The organism is Edaphobacter lichenicola (genome assembly GCF_014201315.1).
Lineage (GTDB): Bacteria > Acidobacteriota > Terriglobia > Terriglobales > Acidobacteriaceae > Edaphobacter > Edaphobacter lichenicola_B.
Map to the genome: position 1 here is coordinate 479,140 of NZ_JACHDY010000001.1, position 18,539 is coordinate 497,678.

The following is an 18,539-nucleotide window of genomic DNA, read 5'->3' on the forward strand; positions in this document are numbered from 1 at the left end:
ATTCGGGGTGAGGGGGCTGAGTCGATTTGGCGAGAGCTAGGCTCTAACATGGAGATGGCGGAGGATTTCGAGTGGCGCAGTGGGTGAGGTTGTGTGGGGTGGCGGAGGCTCCGCCGGTGGGACGGGTGATGGAGGCCGAGGTAGAGGGCGTCGCGATTTGCCTGGCGAATGTGAATGGGGAGCTGTCGGCGCTGGATAATGTGTGTCCGCATCGGCAGGGGCCGCTGGGACAGGGTTGGATTGAGGGGGAAGCGGTGGTGTGCCCGTGGCACTCGTGGGCTTTCAACGTGAAGACTGGGCTGGCGGAGTATCCGGCCGATGAGAGGGTGGAGGTGTTTCCGTTGCGTGTGGAAGGCGAGGATGTTCTGGTGGATATTGAGTAGCGATCCGTTTGGGGAATCAAGGTCGGAACGTCACGGATATTTTGGAGATATATGTTTCTAACCCACAAGACGGCAGGCTAAGCTGCATCTACTGACAGACCATTCGAAGGAGTGGCTGGTTGAGAGGGAGTTCTGCCATGAAGTTGCGTTCGTTGTTTCTCGCTGTCGTTGCGTTCGTTGTTCTTGCGGGCGCTGTAGTGCCTGCCAACGCGTCTACCCGACATCATCGTCGTCATCACCATCACCATCATCACAGCTAGAGTTTGAACAGAATGTGAATAGGCTCGGCCATTGTGCCGAGTCTTTTTGCGTGCCAGGGGATTTGCCTGCGATCGGCGTTTTGCATCGTCAATGCTGATAGAATCTATTAAATCCACTCCAGACAGGAGAGGCAATGCAGGCAATACTGGCGCTGGAAGATGGGCGCGTTTTTCGGGGTAAGAGTTTTGGCGCGCGGGCGGAATGCTCGGGCGAGGTGGTCTTCAATACATCACTGACCGGCTATCAGGAGATCTTTACCGATCCCTCCTATGCGGGTCAGATCGTGGTTTTGACAAATCCACATATTGGGAACTATGGGACGACGCCGAGCGATGCGGAGTCGAAGAAGCCGTTTATCGAGGGTTTGGTGACGCGGGAGTTTTCGCCGATGAGCTCGAACTGGCGTTCGACGCAGGTGGCGGATGAGTATCTTGAGCGCTATGGCGTGCCGGTGATCGGCGAGATTGATACGCGTGCGGTGGTGCGGCATCTGCGGGCGAATGGTGTGATGCGCGGGGTGATTGCGTCGGGGGAGAATCTTGATGTCGATGCGCTAGTGGCAAAGGCGCGATCGATACGCAAGATGGATGGGACGGACCTGGCGAGCGTCGTGAGCACGAAGGTTGCGTATGAGTGGGATGCGAACGAGCCGAAGAATCAGACGGGCGATACGCTGCTGACTGCGGCGCTCGGTGAAGACGTGAAGCAGATGCATGTGGTCGCGTATGACTTCGGGATCAAGGAAAATATTCTGCGGATGCTGACGCGGGAGAACTGCCGGGTGACGGTGGTTCCGGCGAAGACCTCGGCTGCGGATGTGCTGGCGATGGAGCCGGATGGAGTGTTCTTCTCGAATGGACCCGGGGATCCCGAGCCGCTTGAGTACGCCGTTGAGAATGTGAGGGAGCTGCAGGGGAAGAAGCCGATCTTCGGGATTTGCCTGGGACATCAGATCTTTGGGCTGGCGCTGGGTGGCAAGACTTATAAGCTGAAATTTGGACACCATGGCGGGAACCACCCGATCATGAATCATCAGACGGGCAAGGTGGAGATTACCGCGCAGAATCATAACTTCAATGTTGATCCTGATTCGCTGCCGGACGACGTTGAGAAGACGCATACGAATTTGAACGATCAGACGCTGGCTGGGTTGAGGCACAAGACGGCCCCGATGTTCAGTGTGCAGTATCACCCGGAGGCTAGTCCGGGGCCGCATGACTCGCATTATCTATTCAAGGATTTTCGGAAGATGATGGAAGAGTGGAAGAAGTAGGTTTTTGAAAGGGCGCGGCTTTAGCCGCGCCGATTGATGCGAGAGAAACGGGGGCTTTAGCCCCTGAGGGAATGCATGATACCGAAGCGGGAGGTAGCTACCAGGAATGGACAAACCTACTTCGTCACTTCTAACACGGCTGGACGGAAGCCGTTCTTCAGACATGAACGATGGGCACGGCTTTTCATTCAGATGTTGTATGAATATGGGCCAGCAAGATTTTTGATCCACGGCTTTGTGGTGATGCCCGATCACTTTCATCTTTTGATTACTCCGCAAGAGAGTTTAGAGCTTGCGGTGCAATGCATCAAAGGCGGATTTTCGTTTAGGGCGAAGAAGGAATTCGATTGGTCCGGAGATGTTTGGGTTGCAGGTTTCTCTGACCATCGGATTCGGGACTATGAGGATTTTGAAGTGCATCAACGGTATATCGCGAAGAATCCGGTTGAGGCTCGGTTGGCGGAACGGGCAGGGGACCATGCGTATTGTTCCGCGAATGGACAGTTCGAATTGGATGCATTCCCTCAGGGGCTAAAGCCCCCACTCGCGGTGATGGCAGACGGCGCGGCTAAAGCCGCTCCCTTTCAAGACAAGAGCGGTGACCAAGGGAATGAAACGTAGCGGATGGTGCAGCCATTCAACGCATGAGTAGCAACGAAGCGCAAAGACGAAAAGGGTAAAGATGCCACGCAGGAATGACATCGCGAAGATTCTGGTGATCGGCTCGGGGCCGATTGTGATTGGTCAGTCGGCGGAGTTTGATTACTCCGGGACGCAGGCTTGTAAGGCGCTGAAGGCCGAGGGGTATGAGGTGGTGCTGGTGAACTCGAACCCGGCGTCGATCATGACCGATCCTGAGGTTGCGGATAGAACATACATTGAGCCGTTGACTGCTGCTTATCTTGAGGAGATTCTTCGCGTCGAAAAGGAGATGCTTGATCCGGATGGGTTGGGCACGAAGGGTAAGTTCGCGGTGCTGCCTACTGTGGGCGGACAGACGGCGCTGAATCTTGCGGTGGATCTGGCGGATTCGGGTGTGCTGGATAAGCTGGGGATTGAGCTGATCGGCGCGAAGCTGGAGGCGATCAAGAAGGCCGAGGACCGGCTGCTGTTCAAAGACGCGATGACGAAGATCGGGCTGGATATGCCGCGGTCTGCGTTGATCAATAATCTTCGCGATGGGTTGGAGTTTGCAGCGAAGATCGGATTTCCGGTGGTGATTCGGCCTTCGTTTACACTGGGCGGTTCGGGTGGTGGGATCGCTTACAACCGCGAGGAGTTGATGGAGATTCTTTCGCGTGGGCTGGACCTATCGCCCGTGCATGAGTGTCTGCTCGAAGAGAGTGTGCTGGGTTGGAAGGAGTATGAGCTCGAGGTGGTACGGGACCTGAAGGATAACGTCATCATCATCTGCTCGATTGAAAACTTCGACCCGATGGGCGTGCATACGGGCGATTCGATTACGGTGGCCCCGGCGCAGACATTGACCGATCGCGAGTACCAGGCGATGCGGGATGCGGCGATTCGTGTGATTCGCGAGATCGGCGTGGAGACGGGCGGGAGCAATGTGCAGTTCGCGGTGAATCCGCTGAACGGGCGCATGACGGTGATTGAGATGAATCCGCGGGTGTCGCGTTCGTCGGCACTGGCGAGTAAGGCTACGGGCTTTCCGATTGCGAAGATTGCAGCGCGGCTGGCGGTCGGGTACACGCTCGATGAGATTCAGAATGACATTACGAAGGCCACGCCTGCTTGTTTTGAGCCGACGATCGACTATGTCGTGGTGAAGATTCCGAAGTGGCAGTTTGAAAAATTTCCTGGTGCGGATGAGGTTCTGGGGCCGCAGATGAAGTCGGTCGGTGAGGTGATGGCGATCGGCAGGACCTTCAAGGAAGCAATGATGAAGGCGGTGCGGTCGCTGGAGACGGGTAAGAAAGCTACGGCGGATGAGATTGAGCCGCGGCGGTTGACGCAGAGGTTGGTGACTCCGCATCCGGAGCGATTGAACTACGTTCGGTATGCGTTTGAGCGCGGGATGACGGTGCGTGAGGTTGCACGTATGACCTCGATGGATCCGTGGTTCCTGTATCAGATGAAGCAGATTACGGATGAGATCAAGGCGGTTGGCGGGGTGCCGATGGCGGAGGTGACGGCGGAGCAGCTTCGCGCGGCGAAGCGGATGGGGATCTCGGATGAGAGGCTGGCGGCGAGCTGGGGTTTGACTGGCGCGGAGGGTACGGCGGCGGTGCGGGCGCTGCGGAAGAAGCTGAACGTGATGCCGGTGTACAAGATGGTGGATACGTGCGCGGGTGAGTTTGAGAGCTACACGCCTTATCTGTATAGCTGCTACGACGAGGAAGATGAAGCGGCGCCGACGAAGAGGAAGAAGATTCTGATTCTGGGGAGCGGGCCGAATCGGATTGGGCAGGGGATTGAGTTCGATTACTGCTGCTGCCATGCTGCGTTTGCGCTGCGTGAGGATGGGTACGAGACCATCATGGTGAACTGCAATCCGGAGACGGTGTCGACCGACTATGACACGAGTGACAGGCTGTACTTTGAGCCCCTGACGCTCGAGGATGTGCTGGGCGTGTATGAGCACGAGGCTACTTCTGGTGCGGAGATCGGCATGATCGTGCAGTTTGGCGGACAGACGCCGCTGAATCTTTCGCTGCCGCTGAAGAAGGCCGGGGTGCCGATTATTGGGACGTCGCCGGAGTCGATCGATCTGGCGGAGGATCGCAAGCGGTTTGGAAAGCTGATTGACGAGTTGAAGATTCCGCAGCCTGAGGGCGCGATGGCTACGAGTGTGGAAGAGGCTGTGGCTGGCGCGAATCGTGTCGGATATCCGGTGCTGGTGCGGCCCTCGTATGTGCTGGGTGGACGCGCGATGGTGATCGCGTATGACGATGAGGCGATTGTGCGGTATATGTCGACGGCGATTGAGTACTCGCAGGAGCGGCCGGTGTTGATCGACCACTTCCTGGAAGATGCGGTGGAGTGCGATGTGGATGCGCTGTGCGATGGCGACGATGTGGTGATCGCTGGGATTATGCAGCACATCGAAGAGGCGGGGATTCACTCCGGGGACTCTTCCTGCGTGCTGCCTGCGGTTGATTTGAGCGATGACGTGCTGAGGATGATTCGCGAGTACACGCGCAAGCTGGCGATGGCGTTGAGCGTGCGGGGCCTCGTGAATATTCAGTTTGCGATTCAGCGGGGAATTGTTTACGTGATCGAGGTGAACCCTCGGGCTTCGCGGACGGTGCCCTATGTTTCGAAGGCGACGGGGATTCCGCTGGCGAAGATTGCATCGCGGATTATGGTGGGACGGAAGTTGAAGGAGTTGTTGCCGGAGCAGACGGCAAGCGGCAAGGATCTGGAGACGGGCTCGCACTACTTTGTGAAGTCGCCGGTGTTTCCGTGGGGCAAGTTCCCTGGAGTCGATACGGTGCTTGGTCCGGAGATGAAGTCTACGGGCGAGGTGATGGGTGTCGCGGATAACTTCGGCGAGGCGTTTGCCAAGGCGCAGATCGCCGCGGGGCAGGTGCTTCCGCTGCAGGGAACGGTGTTTCTCAGCGTCAACGATCACGATAAGGAAGGCGCGGTGCGGCTGGCGCGCGATTTTGTGGAGATGGGATTTCACCTGGTGGCCACGCACGGCACGGCTCTTGTGCTGGAACAGGCGGGGCTGCAGCCGGAGCGCGTCTACAAGGTGAAGGAGGGACGGCCGAATGTGGTCGATCTCATCAAGGGAGACCGGATTCACCTGATCGTGAATACGCCGCATGGGCAGGATACGTTCTTCGATGAGAAGGCGATTCGACGGGCCGCGGTGATGGCGCGGATTCCGACGATCACGACGCTGGCAGCGGCACGGGCAGCGGCTGAGGGTATCTCCGCGCTGCAGGAGGGCACGTTGAGTGTTGTTGCGCTGCAGACGCTTCACGCGAACAGGATTGCGGGCGAGGTCAAAGCTGTTGCTGCTGTGAGATAGAAAGCGACGGCAGGTGGTTTAGTAGGGCTCGCGTGCGAGCTTTGCGCCGATGGCGTAGCTGATCATGGAGAGGGGGAGCCAGGTGCCGATGAGGAGGCCGTCCCCGCCCATGAGGCCGCTGCCGTGGCGGAAGGTGAAGAAGGTGCGCCAGAGTTTTTCGACGGCTCCACAGTTTTCGCAGAGGCCTTTGCCGGTGGGCAGCTCGAGCACCCAGACACAGACGATGGAGAAGATGACGAGGCCTGAGATCCAGGTGTAGGGTGCGATGTCGTTTTGCAGGAGGCGAGTGACGATCGCTCCGCCGAACAAGGGGATAAGGGCAGCCAGGATGGTGGCTAGCAGCTTGGGGGTGGCTGAGTCCGGGTCTGGATGATTGAGTGAGAGGACCACGATGACGATGGCCAGCGTGAGGATGGCGATGAGGGTGTGGGTGAGAAACCAGGAGGCTTCGCGGCCGAGGTCGCCGAGAGATTTGCCTTGCGGGATGTCTCGTCCGTTGGTCATGGGTACCAAAAGTTAGATTACTGCAATGGGGCTTCGTCGAGACGGTATGTTGTTACGTCTTTCGGGGTATGAGGCTGTGGGATGGATCGTTGTCCTGCCGGACGGGCCTCCTGCGCGGAGGGCGGTCACTTCGTGACTTGTATACCCCTTCGGTTGGCGCTCCCATTGGTCGCGACGGAGAATGATTCCGACAACAAGAAGAGCTGGCGCAAAACCGGGTACAGCAACGGTGTATTCGCTTTTAGAATAGAGAGATGCTGCTTGATGGGCTTCAACTACCGCTGACTACGCCGTTCTATCCTGACGGTCGCCTCAATCTCCATAAGCTGGAACACAATGTGGCGCGCTACTCGAAGACGCCAGCGGCCGGGCTGGTTGCGCTGAGCGAGGTGGGGGAGCCGACTCTGCTGAGTGAGGAGGAGACGCGGCACGTCTTGCGGAGTGTGGCGACGTCGGCTGCGGCGGAGAAGGTGCTGATCGCTGGAGTGTCGCGGGATAGCGTGGCGGGGACGCTGGAGCTGGCGGAGTCGGCTGCGGCGTTTGGCTATGATGCGGTGCTGGTGAGGCGGCCTTCAATGCTTCGGGAGAACGGGGGACGGGCGAAGGAGCTGCTGGCTTATTTCCAGGCGGTGGGTGACCGGTCGGCGCTGCCGGTGGTGTTGTACAGCTCGTCGGCGGAGGATGGCGGGGTGCTGCCTGCCGAAGTTGTGATCGAGCTGGCAGGACACTCGAAGGTTCTTGGGCTGGTGGATGGTTGGGGGGACCGTGCGCGGATGGAGACGATCAAGACTGGAACCGCTAGCTGTAAGCGCGATGTGATGGTGACTGCGGTGTTTGCTGCAGTGACTGGTAGGATGCAGCGTCGAAGTGAGGGTGCGGAGGCGAAAGATCTGATTCTGGCGACGGAGTTGATGGATGGGATGCCTGCGGTGGCGACGCCCATGAAGATGGTGGAGAAGACGCGAACGAAGGTGGTGGGGTTTCAACTATTGGCTGGAAGAACTGATGGGATGTTGGAGGGTTTGAGGAGTAGTGCCGTGGGCGCGATGCCGGCGTTTGCGGCGGCTGCTCCGCAGGCCTGCTACGAGGTGCTGGCGGCGTGGAAGGATGGCGATGAGGGATTGGCTGGCGAGAAACAGATGCGACTGCAAGAGGTTGCGGTAAGGATTGAAAGGCAGATGGGAGTTGCTGGTATCAAGTTTGGGTGTGATTTGAATGGGTACTTCGGAGGGAGGCCGCGTCTGCCTTTGCTGCCGCTTGGCGGGGAAGAACGGGCCGAGATTGAGGCTTTGATGCAGGGGATGCGGAACTGAAGGCTAGTGCTTGGGTGTGACGGGAATGCCCATGCCGCTGAGTTTGCTGCGGGCCTGCATGGACTCGGGCGAGTTGGGGAAGCGCTGGATGAGGGTGCGGAGTTCGCGGGTGCCGGCTTCGTTCTCCTTGAGATTGAAGAGGGCGATGCCCTTGTGGAGATGAGACGCGGGGACCTTGTTGCTGTCGGGATACTGCTCGAGGACGGCATCGTAGGCTTTGATGGCGGCGGGGTAGTGGCCGTCGCGGAAGTTGATCTCGGCCTGGTAGTAGAAGGAGTTTCCTGAGAGGGGATTGTCGGGGTAGTACTTGACGACGTCGCCGAACTCAGAGGACGCGAGGGGGTACTTGGCGGCCATGTAGTCGCCGAGGGCAGTCTTGTAGAGCTGGTCGGCGGGAGGAACGGCGGGGCCGGCGGGATCGGGGGGGTCGGCTGCCTGGGGGATGCTGGCCGAGGGTTTGCCTTTTTTCCCGTTGGGGGCTGGGGCTGCCGGGGCGGGTGTTGTGAGCGGTGCGGGGTTGGAAGGAGGGAGTGCGGTCGAGCCGGTCGGCTGGGGCATGCCGGCGCTCATCGACTGCTGCTGGCTTTGTACATCCTGCATGAGCTTCTGGAGGGTGGCGATGCGGGCCTTGATCTCGTCGACGGAGTCGTTGAGGGACTGGATCTGACCGGAGACCTGGTCGACCTTGCCGCTTTGCGTCTCCTGCTGGGTCTGAAGCTGCTTGCGCATGACGTCGACGTTTGCGCCCATCTTGTTGATGGAGTCGGCGCTCTGTTGGATGAGATCTTTCATGACGCCCATGCGCTCGTCGTTGGACTGCTGAAGACGGGCTACGGCGTCCTGCAATGCCTGAATCTGGGTCTGCAGCTGCACCATGTCTTTGCTGACGGCGAAGGCTGGGGCGGAGCAGAACAGGATGGCCGCGAGGAGAGCGGCTAAAGGGAACGTCGGGGTGACGAATTTACGGGGTTGCTTTGGTTTGATCATGTCAGAGGCACTCGGCTTTCTGTCTTTGGTCGAGCTGAAAGAGTGGGTCAGGTTAGTAGAAACCCCTGTCCTTGATTCAGGACAGGGGAAGGGTGGTTTTGGATTGGGTTTGCGATCGGGTTAGCGGTCTTGTTAGCGGTCAAGGGAGAATTGGGCGCGGCGGTTTTGCTGCCAGCAGCTTTCGTTCTCTTCGGTGCAAAACTGCTTCTCTTTGCCGTAGCTGATGACGCGGAGACGGCTGGCCGGCACACCGGCATTCACCAAAGCGGTGCGGGCGGCGTTGGCGCGGTTCTCGCCGAGGGCCAGGTTGTACTCTGCGGAGCCGCGATCGTCGCAGTATCCGCCGATGACGACTCGGATGGCGGGATGAGCGGTGAGGTACGCTGCGGCTTTGGAGGAAGCTGTGGTCGCGTCGGGACGAAGATCGTAGCTGTCGTAGTCGAAGAAGACATCCTGAACGTTCTCGTGGAAGGCTGCTTCGCTGCCCATGTCGTTGTCTGCCGGCGGAGGAGCAGCGGGGGCGACGGGGACACGGACGGTTACGCGGACGTTGGCTTCGGTGGTGCCGCCGTCACCTTTGGCGGTGAGATGAAAGTTGGTCGAGGTGGAGGGGGCGACGGTCTGGGTGCCGTTGGTGTTGACGTCGCCGATGCCGTCGATGGTGACCGTGGAGGCGTTCTGCGTGCGCCAGTTGAGGATGACGGATTGGCCGAGGTCGATGGAGAGAGGGTCAGCGGTGATGGTGGCGGTGGGTGCGGCGGCGGGAGGAGCAGGCGCGGGCCCGAGCGCGTTGGGGTCGATGCCGCTCGCTTTCTTGTGGCAGCCGGTGACGGCGCCGATGGAAATGAGAGTTGCTGCAATCACCAAGGTCTTGCGAATTCCTGTTTGCATCGCGTTCATTTTGATATCTCCTGCTAACGGTAATGGTGCAAAGATCAAGTTGCCTGCGAAGCGCTTCCGCAGAGACGAATAAAAACTTTTACTTCCAACTCCAGTTGGGCATGTCTGCGCCGGCTCCGGTGAGTTCATGCTTTTGTGTGCCGTCGGCCAGCATAGTCATGATCTTCATGTGGGTGGCTTTGCCGTCGGGCGAGTTGGCGTAGACGATGTGGCGACCGTCCGGGGACCACGAGGGGAAGTCGCAACGACCGCCGTCGTGGGTGAGTTGAATCCAGCGTTTGGTGGCGATCTCCATGACGTAGATATCCTGTCCACCGGGTGCGCCGGGGCCGTATTTGCGATCCCATGCGAAGGTGAGGAACTGTCCGTTGGGAGACCATGAAGGTGAGGTGGCGTATCCGCCGTCGGTCATACGCTGAACGTTGGATCCGTCGATGTCCATGATGTAGAGCTGGGGGAGATTGGTGCGTCCGCTGATCCAGGCGATCTGCGAGCCGGTGCGGGGGTTGAAGACGGGCGAGACATCGGGGCCGCGGAAGCTGGTGACGCGGCGCGAGGAACCTCCACTGGTGTCGGAGATCCAGATCTCGGGGTCGCCGCTGCGGGAGGAGGAGTAGGCGAGGTCCTTGCCGTTGGGAGACCATGCCGGGGAGAGGTTGGTGCCGCCGGCTGCCGAGAAGTTCACCATGCGGTTGAGGACGAGAGAGAACATGCGGATTTGAAAGCCGTCGCGACCGAGCGAGGAGAAGGCGAGGCGTGAGTTGTCGGGCGAGATGCGAGGGGAGATCGAGACCGTGCCGAGGTGGGTGAGAGGATGCTGGTTGGCTCCGTCGTAGTCCATCTGCCAGATCTCTTTGTCGGTGCCGGTGAGCTTGACGTAGTAGATCTTCGATTCGGCGATGCCCTGGCTGCCTCCGCTGAGACGGAAGATGATCTCGTCGGCGAAGCGATGGGCAATCTGGCGGGCGGAGTCGTCGGTGGCGTCCTCGTTGTACTGCTTGGCGAGGACCTGTGGATACTGAAGATTCTTTGCGTCGAAGAGGAAGCCGTTGCAGGTGATTCTGCTGCCCTGAATGCCGAAGTTGCCGAAGGCCACCATGGCTGCAGAGGTTGGCGCGTCGGCCCACTGCTGAATCCTGATCTCGGCGGGTGCGCCTGGAGTGGATTGGGGGAGGAGGCTCTTCGAGACGATGTCGAAGATGCCTGCGTTCGCGAGGTCGGCGTAGAGGGTCGAGTCGAAGGTGTGCTTGAAGGCAGAGGTCTGCTGATCTGCGGAGGCAGGTTTGAAGTCGGCGACGGCGATGCGGATGTTTGAGACTCCGCTGGAGGTTTCAGTCTTGAAGCCTTCCTGCGCGTGCAGAGCGGAGGCGCCAACAAGAAGAAGGAGAAGAACTCCAAGACGACAAAGGTAGGCGTGCCGAGGGAGCGGCGTACGTTTCAGTCTAAGCATTCTGTTCCATGTTAGACGCAAAATCGGTGGGACGGGGTGTCTTAGGGTAGTTGCCAAGCGGAATCAAAGAAAACACTCCCTGAAGACGAGATTTTATTGGGGATGAAGGTGGAAGGTGTATTCGACGGTGATGTGATCGCCTTGCGGGAGGGGACCGAAGCCGTCGACACGCTGAACGGCTCGCATAGCGGAGAGGTCGAGCGAGGGGGAGCCGCTGGGCGTCTCGACGCGGGCGTTGGAGGGGACGCCTTCGTGATTGATATCGAAGATGATGGTGGTGCTTTTGCCGATGGAGGTGCGCGGGTCGGCCTCTGCGGTGTACCAGTTCTGCGCGACCTTGCTGTTGACGATGTTGACGTAGTAGGCGAAGCGCTGGCCGAAGGTGCGGTCTTCGACGGAGACGCTGGCGGTGCCGTTTTTCAGCTCCAGTGTCGATTGCGCGATGCGGACGCCTGCGGTTTCGCCGGTGACTGCTTTGGTTGGCGGAGGGGTGACGGGCTGGATGTGTTTTGGTGGCGCGGGCGTGGGCTTTTCAGCCTCTTTGATGGGTTTGGTGATCTTTTCCGGGATTGCAACTTCGTTGGGAACTGGCGGCGGCTCGGTTCTCTCTTTGGTGATGACGGGCGCGGGGCTTGGCGCCTCCGAGGTGAGGACGCCGGTGTCGAGGGTGCGTTGTGTAGGAGGAAGCGGGAGCGAGGAGACCATGGTGGCCTGAATGGCTCCTGCGTTCGAGGCGTTCTCTCCCCAGTCGTGGCCCCGCGTGTGGAAGAGAAAGGCCCAGCCCAGGATGGCGGCGGCGATGATGCCGTGCAGCACGATGGAGCCGACGAAGTTTGCGCCGAGCTTATCGGGATTGCTGTCGCTGTCGCGGCTGAATGTGAGAGACGTGGCTATGTCACCCTCCTCACTTCTGGATCGGCTGGGTGACGATGCTGATGTTGGTGATGCCGGCCTGCTTGACCGCATCCATGACGGAGGCGAAGGCGCCGAAGGGCACGCGCTCGTCGGCTCGCAGGTAGATGATGCGCTTGGACGGGTCGGCTTTGCCGGTGGATCTCAGCAGCGTGGGGAGCTGGTTGACGTTGACGGGCTTGTCCTGCAGGAAGACGTTCTGCTCGCGGTCGATGGTGACGACCATGCGCTCTTCGGTGAGTTGATTGACGGAGCGCGTCTTGGGAATCGCGACCTCTACACCGGACTGGAGAACGGGTGCTGTGAGCATGAAGATGAGCAGGAGCACAAGAACGACGTCGACCAGCGGCGTGATGTTGATCTCGGCGAGCGCGGTCTGGGTGTGTCCCTTGGTGGAGAAGGCCATTGCTAGAAGGTCCTCCGGCGGATCTCTTCGGGCTGCGGCTGGGGCGGTTGTGGCGGTTGGCTGTGCTGGCTGGGCGTGATCATGGCTGCGTTCTCGATGGCGTTGAGAAGCTCGCGGCCGAAGTCGTCCATGCGTGCGGCGAACTCACGGAGACGGGCGGTGAGCTGGTTGTAGCCGACGACGGCTGGGATGGCGACGACGAGGCCTGCGGCGGTGGTGATGAGGGCCTCAGAGATGCCGGGTGCGACGGCGCGGAGGGTTGCGGCGCCTGCGGTGCCGAGGCCGTGGAAGGCGTCGATGATGCCCATGACGGTGCCGAAGAGGCCGATGAAGGGAGCGATGGCGGCGATGGTGGCGAGCCAGGTCATGCGGCTCTCCATTGTGGTGAGGGCTTCGCTCGAGGCGGTTTGAGCGGCGCGTTCTAGTGCGACGGGATTGCGGGGGAGGCCGCGTCCTCCGTTCTGACGCTGGTACTCGTCGTGGATCTCGGTGAAGACGGCGACGAGTGGGCTGGGCCTGAACTGGTCGGCTACGGCGGCGATTTCGCTGAGGCGAGTCGATTTGCGAAAGGCCCGGACGAAGCGCTGGCTCTGGGTATGGGCTCTGCTGAAGCTGGACCACTTGGAAAACATGATGGCCCAGGAGAAGATGCTGGCGAGAAGCAGGATGACCAGGACGGCGAAGGCGACAGGGCCGCTGTTATGGATCATCTCCAGCAGGGCGCTGGTGTTGGAGGCCGCAGGGGGCGCGGCGGCGGAGGGGTCTTCCTGGAGAAGGTAGAGAGCTAACGAAAGGGTCCAGACCATAGTTGTTGTGTACCAGAACTTAGTGTAAATCGTGGTTGAGGCCAATGTGGCTGGCAATCGGGTTGGCGCACCTTCTGTGGTGCGGATCTGCAGGGTGTTTCAGGTGTAAATGATAGTTGGGGGCGAGGTTTGCTATTCTCGCGATACGTGTTTGCCTGAGGGCCTTATGCTGCTGGAGTTGCGCGCGGAAAACTATGCTGTGATCGACCGTGCGGTCGCTACGTTCGGGCTGGGCCTTAACCTGCTGACTGGCGAGACGGGCGCGGGGAAGTCGATTCTGATCGATGCCCTGGCGCTGCTGCTGGGTGGAAAGGCGTCGGCTGACTTTGTTCGCCATGGGGAAGAGAAGGCGGTGGTCAGTTGCGTCTTCGAACTGACACCCGGGGCGGCTGCGATTCTTGAGACGAATGGGATCGACAGTGAGTCGGATCATCTTTTGCTGCGACGGGAGATCCTGGTTAGCGGCAAGGGGCGGGTGTTTGTGAATAATCAGCCGGCGACGGTTGGGGTGTTGCGACAGCTTGCGCCTGAGCTTGCGCTGGTGCACTCGCAGGGGGAGACGATGGGCTCGTTCGACCAGGCGCAGCAACGTATTTTGCTGGATCGCTTTGGTGCGGTGAGTGTCGATGGGGTGGCGGAGGCGTTTGCTGCGTGGCGGGCGACTACGGACAAGCTGGACGAGTTGCAGTCTGCTGAGCAGGACCGTTTGCGGATGGCGGATCTGTGGCGATTTCAGAGCAGGGAGATCGATCAGGCTGGGCTGAGTGCAGAGGATGAAGATGTTCAGCTTGAGGCCGAGAAGCGGGTGCTGGGGAATGCTGAGAAGCTTTATACGGCGGCGATGAGCGCGCATGAGCTGCTCTATGAATCGGAGAGCTCGGCGGAGAGTGCGCTGGGTGCGGCGTTGAAGCATGTGGAGGAGTTGGCGCGATATGATGCGCGGTTTCAGGAGCCTGCGCAACAGTTGGCAGCAGCGAAGGCGATCGTGGAAGATGTCGATGCCGAGGTGCGGGATTTTGCGGACAATGTTCATGCTGCGCCGGGTCGGCTGGAAGAGATTGAAGATAGATTGGCTGCACTCGACCGGTTGAAGCGGAAGTATGGGCAGAGCTTGAAAGAGGTTATCGACTTTGGTGCGGAGGCGGCGCGGCAGTTGGCTGAAGTTGAGAATCGTGATGCGCTGCTGGTGGAGCTGAAGGCGAAGCAGGAGAAGGATGCGAAGGCCTATAAGGTTGTCGCAGCGAAGCTTACCGCGGGGCGTACAGAGGCTGCGAAGCGACTGGAGAAGCTGGCTGAGGCGCAGATCAACGATCTTGCGATGAGCACGCGGTTTCATGTTCGCGTGACTGCGGAAAAGTCTCCGGAGAACTGGACCGCGCATGGGTTGGATCAGGTGGAGTGCCTGATCGCGACTAATGCTGGGGAACCCATGAAGCCATTGCATGAGATTGCATCGGGTGGTGAGATGTCGCGGGTGATGCTGGCGTTGAAGGTGACCGTGGAGGAGGCGGCGTCGGGAGGGGCGGGGAGGAAGAAGAAGTCGGTTCTTCCACGGACGCTGGTCTTTGATGAGATCGATATCGGCATCGGCGGACGGGCGGCAGAGGCGGTTGGGCGGAAGCTGAAGACGTTGTCCAAAGGCCAGCAGGTGCTGTGTATTACGCATCTGCCGCAGATTGCCGCATTTGGGGATCAGCACTTCCTGATCGAAAAGACGGAGAAGCGCGGACGCACTCAGACTGAGGTTCGTCGCATGGAGGATTCAGAGCGAACCCAGGAGATTGCGCGCATGTTGAGTGGGGCGAAGTTGACTGAGACGAGCCTCAAGCACGCTGAGCACTTGCTGGAGAGCAGCCGATGATGGTTTGCTGCACATCTTGTGGGACGGCGTACGCATCCGAGTGAGGAGATGCTATCCAGGAGGATGAGATGTCGAATGATTCCAAGAAATGCGCTATGAAGGGTTGTCTCTGTACTCCGCCTGAAGGGCAGAAGTACTGTTCTGCGTACTGTGAAACAGCAAAGGGTGAGACGAAGTTGCAGTGCGACTGCGGTCACCCGGCCTGTGCTGGTCAGAAGCTCTAGGTTTCGGACAACATAGGATGATGCCAAGACGATGCCGGAGGGCTTCGAAAGGTTCCATTATTTGTGCGGCTTTTGTTGCTTTCTCGGCATGTTATGTTGCACCTAGAATGGTTCAATTCTGTGCTAAGACAGGGTTGAACGCGGTATACTAGGGACGTGACTACAACCACCCTTGACCACGCTGCTGGAACCGAGAGCGGCAACAAAACGAAAACTAAGCGGGTTCTCCTCCTCAAGCCTCGCGGCTTCTGTGCCGGCGTCGTGCGTGCGATCGATATCGTGCAGATCGCGCTGGAGACCTTTGGCGCTCCGATCTATGTTCGCAAAGAGATTGTCCATAACAGCTATGTTGTGACCGACCTGGCGAAGAAGGGCGCAATCTTTGTCAACGAACTTGATGAGGTTCCAGAGGGTGCTCGGGTAATTTACTCGGCTCATGGAGTTTCGCCGGCGGTTCGTGACCGGGCGAGGGAACGCGGTTTGAAGGTGGTGGATGCGACCTGCCCGCTGGTGACGAAGGTTCACGTGGAGGCGATCAAGTTTGCCAAGCAGGGCTACTCGCTGGTGCTGATCGGTCATCGTGACCATGACGAGATTGAGGGCACGCAGGGCGAGGCTCCGGATGTAACCCAGGTGGTTTCGACGGTGCAGGAGGTCGCGGATCTGGTTGTGCCGGATCCGAATCGCGTGGCGTATCTGACGCAGACGACGTTGTCGCTCGATGAGGCCCGGGATATGATCCAGGCGCTCAAGAACAAGTATCCGAATATCGTTGGGCCGCACTCGCAGGACATCTGCTATGCGACAGAGAACCGGCAGGTTGCGGTGAAGAATGTTGCTCACGGAGCGGACCTGGTGCTGGTTGTCGGGTCGACCAATAGCTCCAACTCCAACCGCCTGGTTGAAGTTTCGAAGAATCTGGATACGAACTCGTATCTGATCGATACGGCAGATGCTATTCGGCCGGAGTGGCTTGATGGTGTTGATACGGTTGCTGTGACGGCTGGCGCTTCGGCTCCTGAGGTTCTTGTCAAGGATGTCGTCGAATATCTGCAGACTGTGGGCTATGGCTCGGTCGATGAGGTTGAAGTGATGCCGGAGAACGTGCGCTTTGGTCTGCCGCCGGAGATCGTTCAGGCGATTGCATCTGCTCCACCAGTAAACCGGTAACGAGTTTCGTATCGGTAACTAGTTTCGTAGACAGAGAGTTTGTTTTTCATGGGTATATCTGCAAGTAATCCGAAGAGCGTTGATCAGCCGGCCCAGCCGCGTTTTGGCCGGATGGATGTTGGCCTGGATCGTATTACTGATGGTGTGGCGCGCGCCAAAGACTGGCTGTTCGAGCAGCAACATCCAGATGGGTACTGGTGCGGTGAGCTCGAAGCAGATAGCATGCTGGAGTCTGACTACATCTTTATGCATACGCTGCTGGGCACCGGCGAACCGGGCCGGATGGAACGCGCGATCAATGAGATTCTTCGGCACCAGAATGACGACGGAGGCTGGGGACTGTTTCCGGGTGGGCCGTCGAATATCAGCTATGGGGTCAAGGCTTATCTTGCTCTGAAGCTGATGGGATGGTCGAAGGATCATCCGGTGCTGGTGAAGGCTCGTGAGTGGGTGCTTGCACATGGCGGCGTCGTCGAGTGCAACACGTTTACGAAGATCTATCTGTGTGCGCTGGGTCAGTACGACTACGATGCTGTGCCCGCTATTCCGCCGGAGATCGTTCTCTTTCCAAACTGGTGCTACTTCAATATCTATGAGATCTCTTCGTGGTCGCGCGGCATTCTTGTTCCGCTTTCGATCATCTATGCGAAGAAGCCGTTCAAGAAGCTCGCTCCGGAGCAGGGGATCGAGGAGCTTTTTGTGGGCGGCCGCGAGAATGCCAATCTGCATCTTCGCTGGGATAAAAAGAAGCCATTGGGTTGGCGCAACTTCTTTCTTGCCGTCGACCGCGTGATGCATCTGGCGGAGCGGGTTCACATTCGGCCATTGCGCAAGGTGGCATTGAAACGCGCAGAGGCCTGGATGCTGGAGCGGTTTGAGAAGTCTGATGGACTGGGGGCGATCTATCCGGCTATGTTGAACTCGATCGTGGCTCTGCGATGCCTGGGGCGCTCGGTGGACGATCCCCAGTTGATTCGTGCGCTCGATGAGTTTGAGAAGCTTGGTATCGATTGTCCTGATGGCACGGACGACTATTCGACGCCTACGTTTCGCATGCAGCCCTGTTTTCCGCCGGTGTGGGATACGGCGCAGGCGATGTATGCGCTTGGTGAGGCAGGTGTTCGCAGAGACGATCCGCGGATGTTGAAGGCTGCGGATTGGATACTGTCGAAGGAAGTGCGTCAGAAGGGCGACTGGGCGGAGAAGGTCAAGAATGTTGAACCAGGCGGCTGGTACTTCGAGTTCAACAATGAGTTTTATCCGGATGTGGATGATACCGGGCAGGTTCTTCTTGCGCTCAACTGCGTGGAAAATCCGCGGGAACGGTATCAGTATGACGCCTGCCAGCGGGCTCTGAACTGGATTTGGGCGATGCAGTGCAAGAACGGTGGCTGGGCGAGTTTTGATCGCGACAACACCAAGATGATCTTCCAGTACATCCCGTTTGCGGACCATAACGCGATGCTTGATCCGCCGACGGTCGACATTTCCGGCCGGATGTTGGAGATGCTGGCGCTGTATGGCGTTGATAGAAGCGATCCACGTGTGGAGAAGGCGATTCAGTTCATCCTGAAGGAGCAGGAGTCTGACGGGAGCTGGTTCGGGCGCTGGGGCGTCAACTATCTCTACGGGACGTTTCTGGTGCTGCGCGGACTTGAGGCGATGGGTTTTTGGAATCACGAGCCAGCCGTGCAGCAGGCTGCCGAGTGGATTCGCATGGTGCAGAATGCGGACGGCGGCTGGGGCGAGACCTGTGGCACCTACGACGATCCGAATCAGCGCGGCATTGGACCGAGTACACCCTCGCAGACGGCGTGGGCTGTGCTTGGACTGCTCGCTGCCGGGGATACGCGTTCTGATTCCGTGGCCAAGGGTATTCGCTGGCTGGTGGATCGTCAGCATGAAGATGGAAGCTGGGATGAGCTTGTCCCCGGACGCAATGGCGAGAGCTACTACACGGGTACGGGGTTCCCGCGTGTGTTTTATCTCGGATACCACCTTTACAAACAGTACTTCCCGCTGCTGGCGTTGACGACCTACGAACGTGCCATGAAGAGCGGTACGGCTCACTAACTCAGTAAGCCGCGCGTCA

General features: G+C 59.1%; 15 protein-coding genes. 8 read left to right on the forward strand and 7 right to left on the reverse strand.

Translation table 11 applies throughout. The annotated features are described in order from the left end of the window. Positions 1 to 71: 71 nt before the first annotated feature. The 4 genes from HDF09_RS02020 to carB all read left to right on the forward strand — a co-directional run bounded on the left by HDF09_RS02020 (position 72) and on the right by carB (position 5,914). A complete protein-coding gene (locus HDF09_RS02020; RefSeq protein WP_183760749.1) occupies positions 72 to 383 on the forward strand; it encodes a Rieske (2Fe-2S) protein in 312 nt (103 codons plus the stop codon). 394 nt (positions 384 to 777) lie between these two features. Beyond that, the gene (gene carA / locus HDF09_RS02025; protein WP_183760751.1) at positions 778 to 1,917 is read left to right on the forward strand and encodes a glutamine-hydrolyzing carbamoyl-phosphate synthase small subunit; all 1,140 of its coding nucleotides are present in this window, start codon (positions 778 to 780) and stop codon (positions 1,915 to 1,917) included. 75 nt (positions 1,918 to 1,992) lie between these two features. Beyond that, complete coding sequence (locus HDF09_RS02030) at positions 1,993 to 2,538, forward strand: REP-associated tyrosine transposase (protein ID WP_183760753.1); 546 nt, start codon at positions 1,993 to 1,995, stop codon at positions 2,536 to 2,538. Positions 2,539 to 2,599: 61 nt separating this feature from the next. Next, positions 2,600 to 5,914: a carbamoyl-phosphate synthase large subunit gene (carB, locus tag HDF09_RS02035; RefSeq protein WP_183760755.1), complete on the forward strand. Its 3,315-nt coding sequence runs from the start codon at positions 2,600 to 2,602 to the stop codon at positions 5,912 to 5,914. Between the two features lie 18 nt (positions 5,915 to 5,932). On the opposite strand, the gene HDF09_RS02040 is transcribed toward carB, so the two are convergent. Beyond that, complete coding sequence (locus HDF09_RS02040) at positions 5,933 to 6,418, reverse strand: hypothetical protein (RefSeq protein WP_183760757.1); 486 nt, start codon at positions 6,416 to 6,418, stop codon at positions 5,933 to 5,935. Between the two features lie 254 nt (positions 6,419 to 6,672). Here HDF09_RS02040 and HDF09_RS02045 point away from each other — a divergent pair, with 254 nt between their 5' ends. Beyond that, positions 6,673 to 7,731, forward strand: a complete 1,059-nt coding sequence (locus HDF09_RS02045; protein WP_183760759.1) for a dihydrodipicolinate synthase family protein — start codon at positions 6,673 to 6,675, stop codon at positions 7,729 to 7,731. A 3-nt stretch (positions 7,732 to 7,734) separates the two neighbouring features. On the opposite strand, the gene HDF09_RS02050 is transcribed toward HDF09_RS02045, so the two are convergent. The 6 genes from HDF09_RS02050 to HDF09_RS02075 all read right to left on the reverse strand — a co-directional run bounded on the left by HDF09_RS02050 (position 7,735) and on the right by HDF09_RS02075 (position 13,192). Further along, positions 7,735 to 8,718: a tetratricopeptide repeat protein gene (locus HDF09_RS02050; protein ID WP_183760761.1), complete on the reverse strand. Its 984-nt coding sequence runs from the start codon at positions 8,716 to 8,718 to the stop codon at positions 7,735 to 7,737. A 132-nt stretch (positions 8,719 to 8,850) separates the two neighbouring features. Next, positions 8,851 to 9,609: an OmpA family protein gene (locus tag HDF09_RS02055; protein ID WP_183763132.1), complete on the reverse strand. Its 759-nt coding sequence runs from the start codon at positions 9,607 to 9,609 to the stop codon at positions 8,851 to 8,853. A gap of 88 nt (positions 9,610 to 9,697) precedes the next feature. Further along, positions 9,698 to 11,068 carry a DPP IV N-terminal domain-containing protein gene (locus tag HDF09_RS02060; RefSeq protein ID WP_183760763.1) on the reverse strand — a complete coding sequence of 457 codons (1,371 nt, stop codon included), beginning with the start codon at positions 11,066 to 11,068 and terminating at the stop codon, positions 9,698 to 9,700. Between the two features lie 93 nt (positions 11,069 to 11,161). Beyond that, entirely contained in the window at positions 11,162 to 11,884 is a 723-nt protein-coding gene (locus HDF09_RS02065) for a TonB family protein (RefSeq protein WP_311718405.1), read from the reverse strand. A gap of 88 nt (positions 11,885 to 11,972) precedes the next feature. Then, the gene (locus tag HDF09_RS02070) at positions 11,973 to 12,386 is read right to left on the reverse strand and encodes an ExbD/TolR family protein (RefSeq protein ID WP_183760767.1); all 414 of its coding nucleotides are present in this window, start codon (positions 12,384 to 12,386) and stop codon (positions 11,973 to 11,975) included. A gap of 2 nt (positions 12,387 to 12,388) precedes the next feature. Further along, positions 12,389 to 13,192 carry a MotA/TolQ/ExbB proton channel family protein gene (locus HDF09_RS02075; protein ID WP_183763135.1) on the reverse strand — a complete coding sequence of 268 codons (804 nt, stop codon included), beginning with the start codon at positions 13,190 to 13,192 and terminating at the stop codon, positions 12,389 to 12,391. 166 nt (positions 13,193 to 13,358) lie between these two features. Here HDF09_RS02075 and recN point away from each other — a divergent pair, with 166 nt between their 5' ends. The 3 genes from recN (at position 13,359) to shc (ending at position 18,520) form a co-directional block, all read left to right on the forward strand. Then, positions 13,359 to 15,053 carry a DNA repair protein RecN gene (gene recN / locus HDF09_RS02080; RefSeq protein WP_183763140.1) on the forward strand — a complete coding sequence of 565 codons (1,695 nt, stop codon included), beginning with the start codon at positions 13,359 to 13,361 and terminating at the stop codon, positions 15,051 to 15,053. A gap of 380 nt (positions 15,054 to 15,433) precedes the next feature. Next, positions 15,434 to 16,447, forward strand: coding sequence for a 4-hydroxy-3-methylbut-2-enyl diphosphate reductase (locus HDF09_RS02085; protein WP_183760769.1), 1,014 nt, complete (start codon positions 15,434 to 15,436; stop codon positions 16,445 to 16,447). A 48-nt stretch (positions 16,448 to 16,495) separates the two neighbouring features. Then, positions 16,496 to 18,520 (forward strand): squalene--hopene cyclase, encoded by a 2,025-nt coding sequence (gene shc / locus HDF09_RS02090; protein WP_183760771.1) that lies wholly within the window; start codon positions 16,496 to 16,498, stop codon positions 18,518 to 18,520. The last annotated feature ends 19 nt before the right edge of the window (positions 18,521 to 18,539 follow it).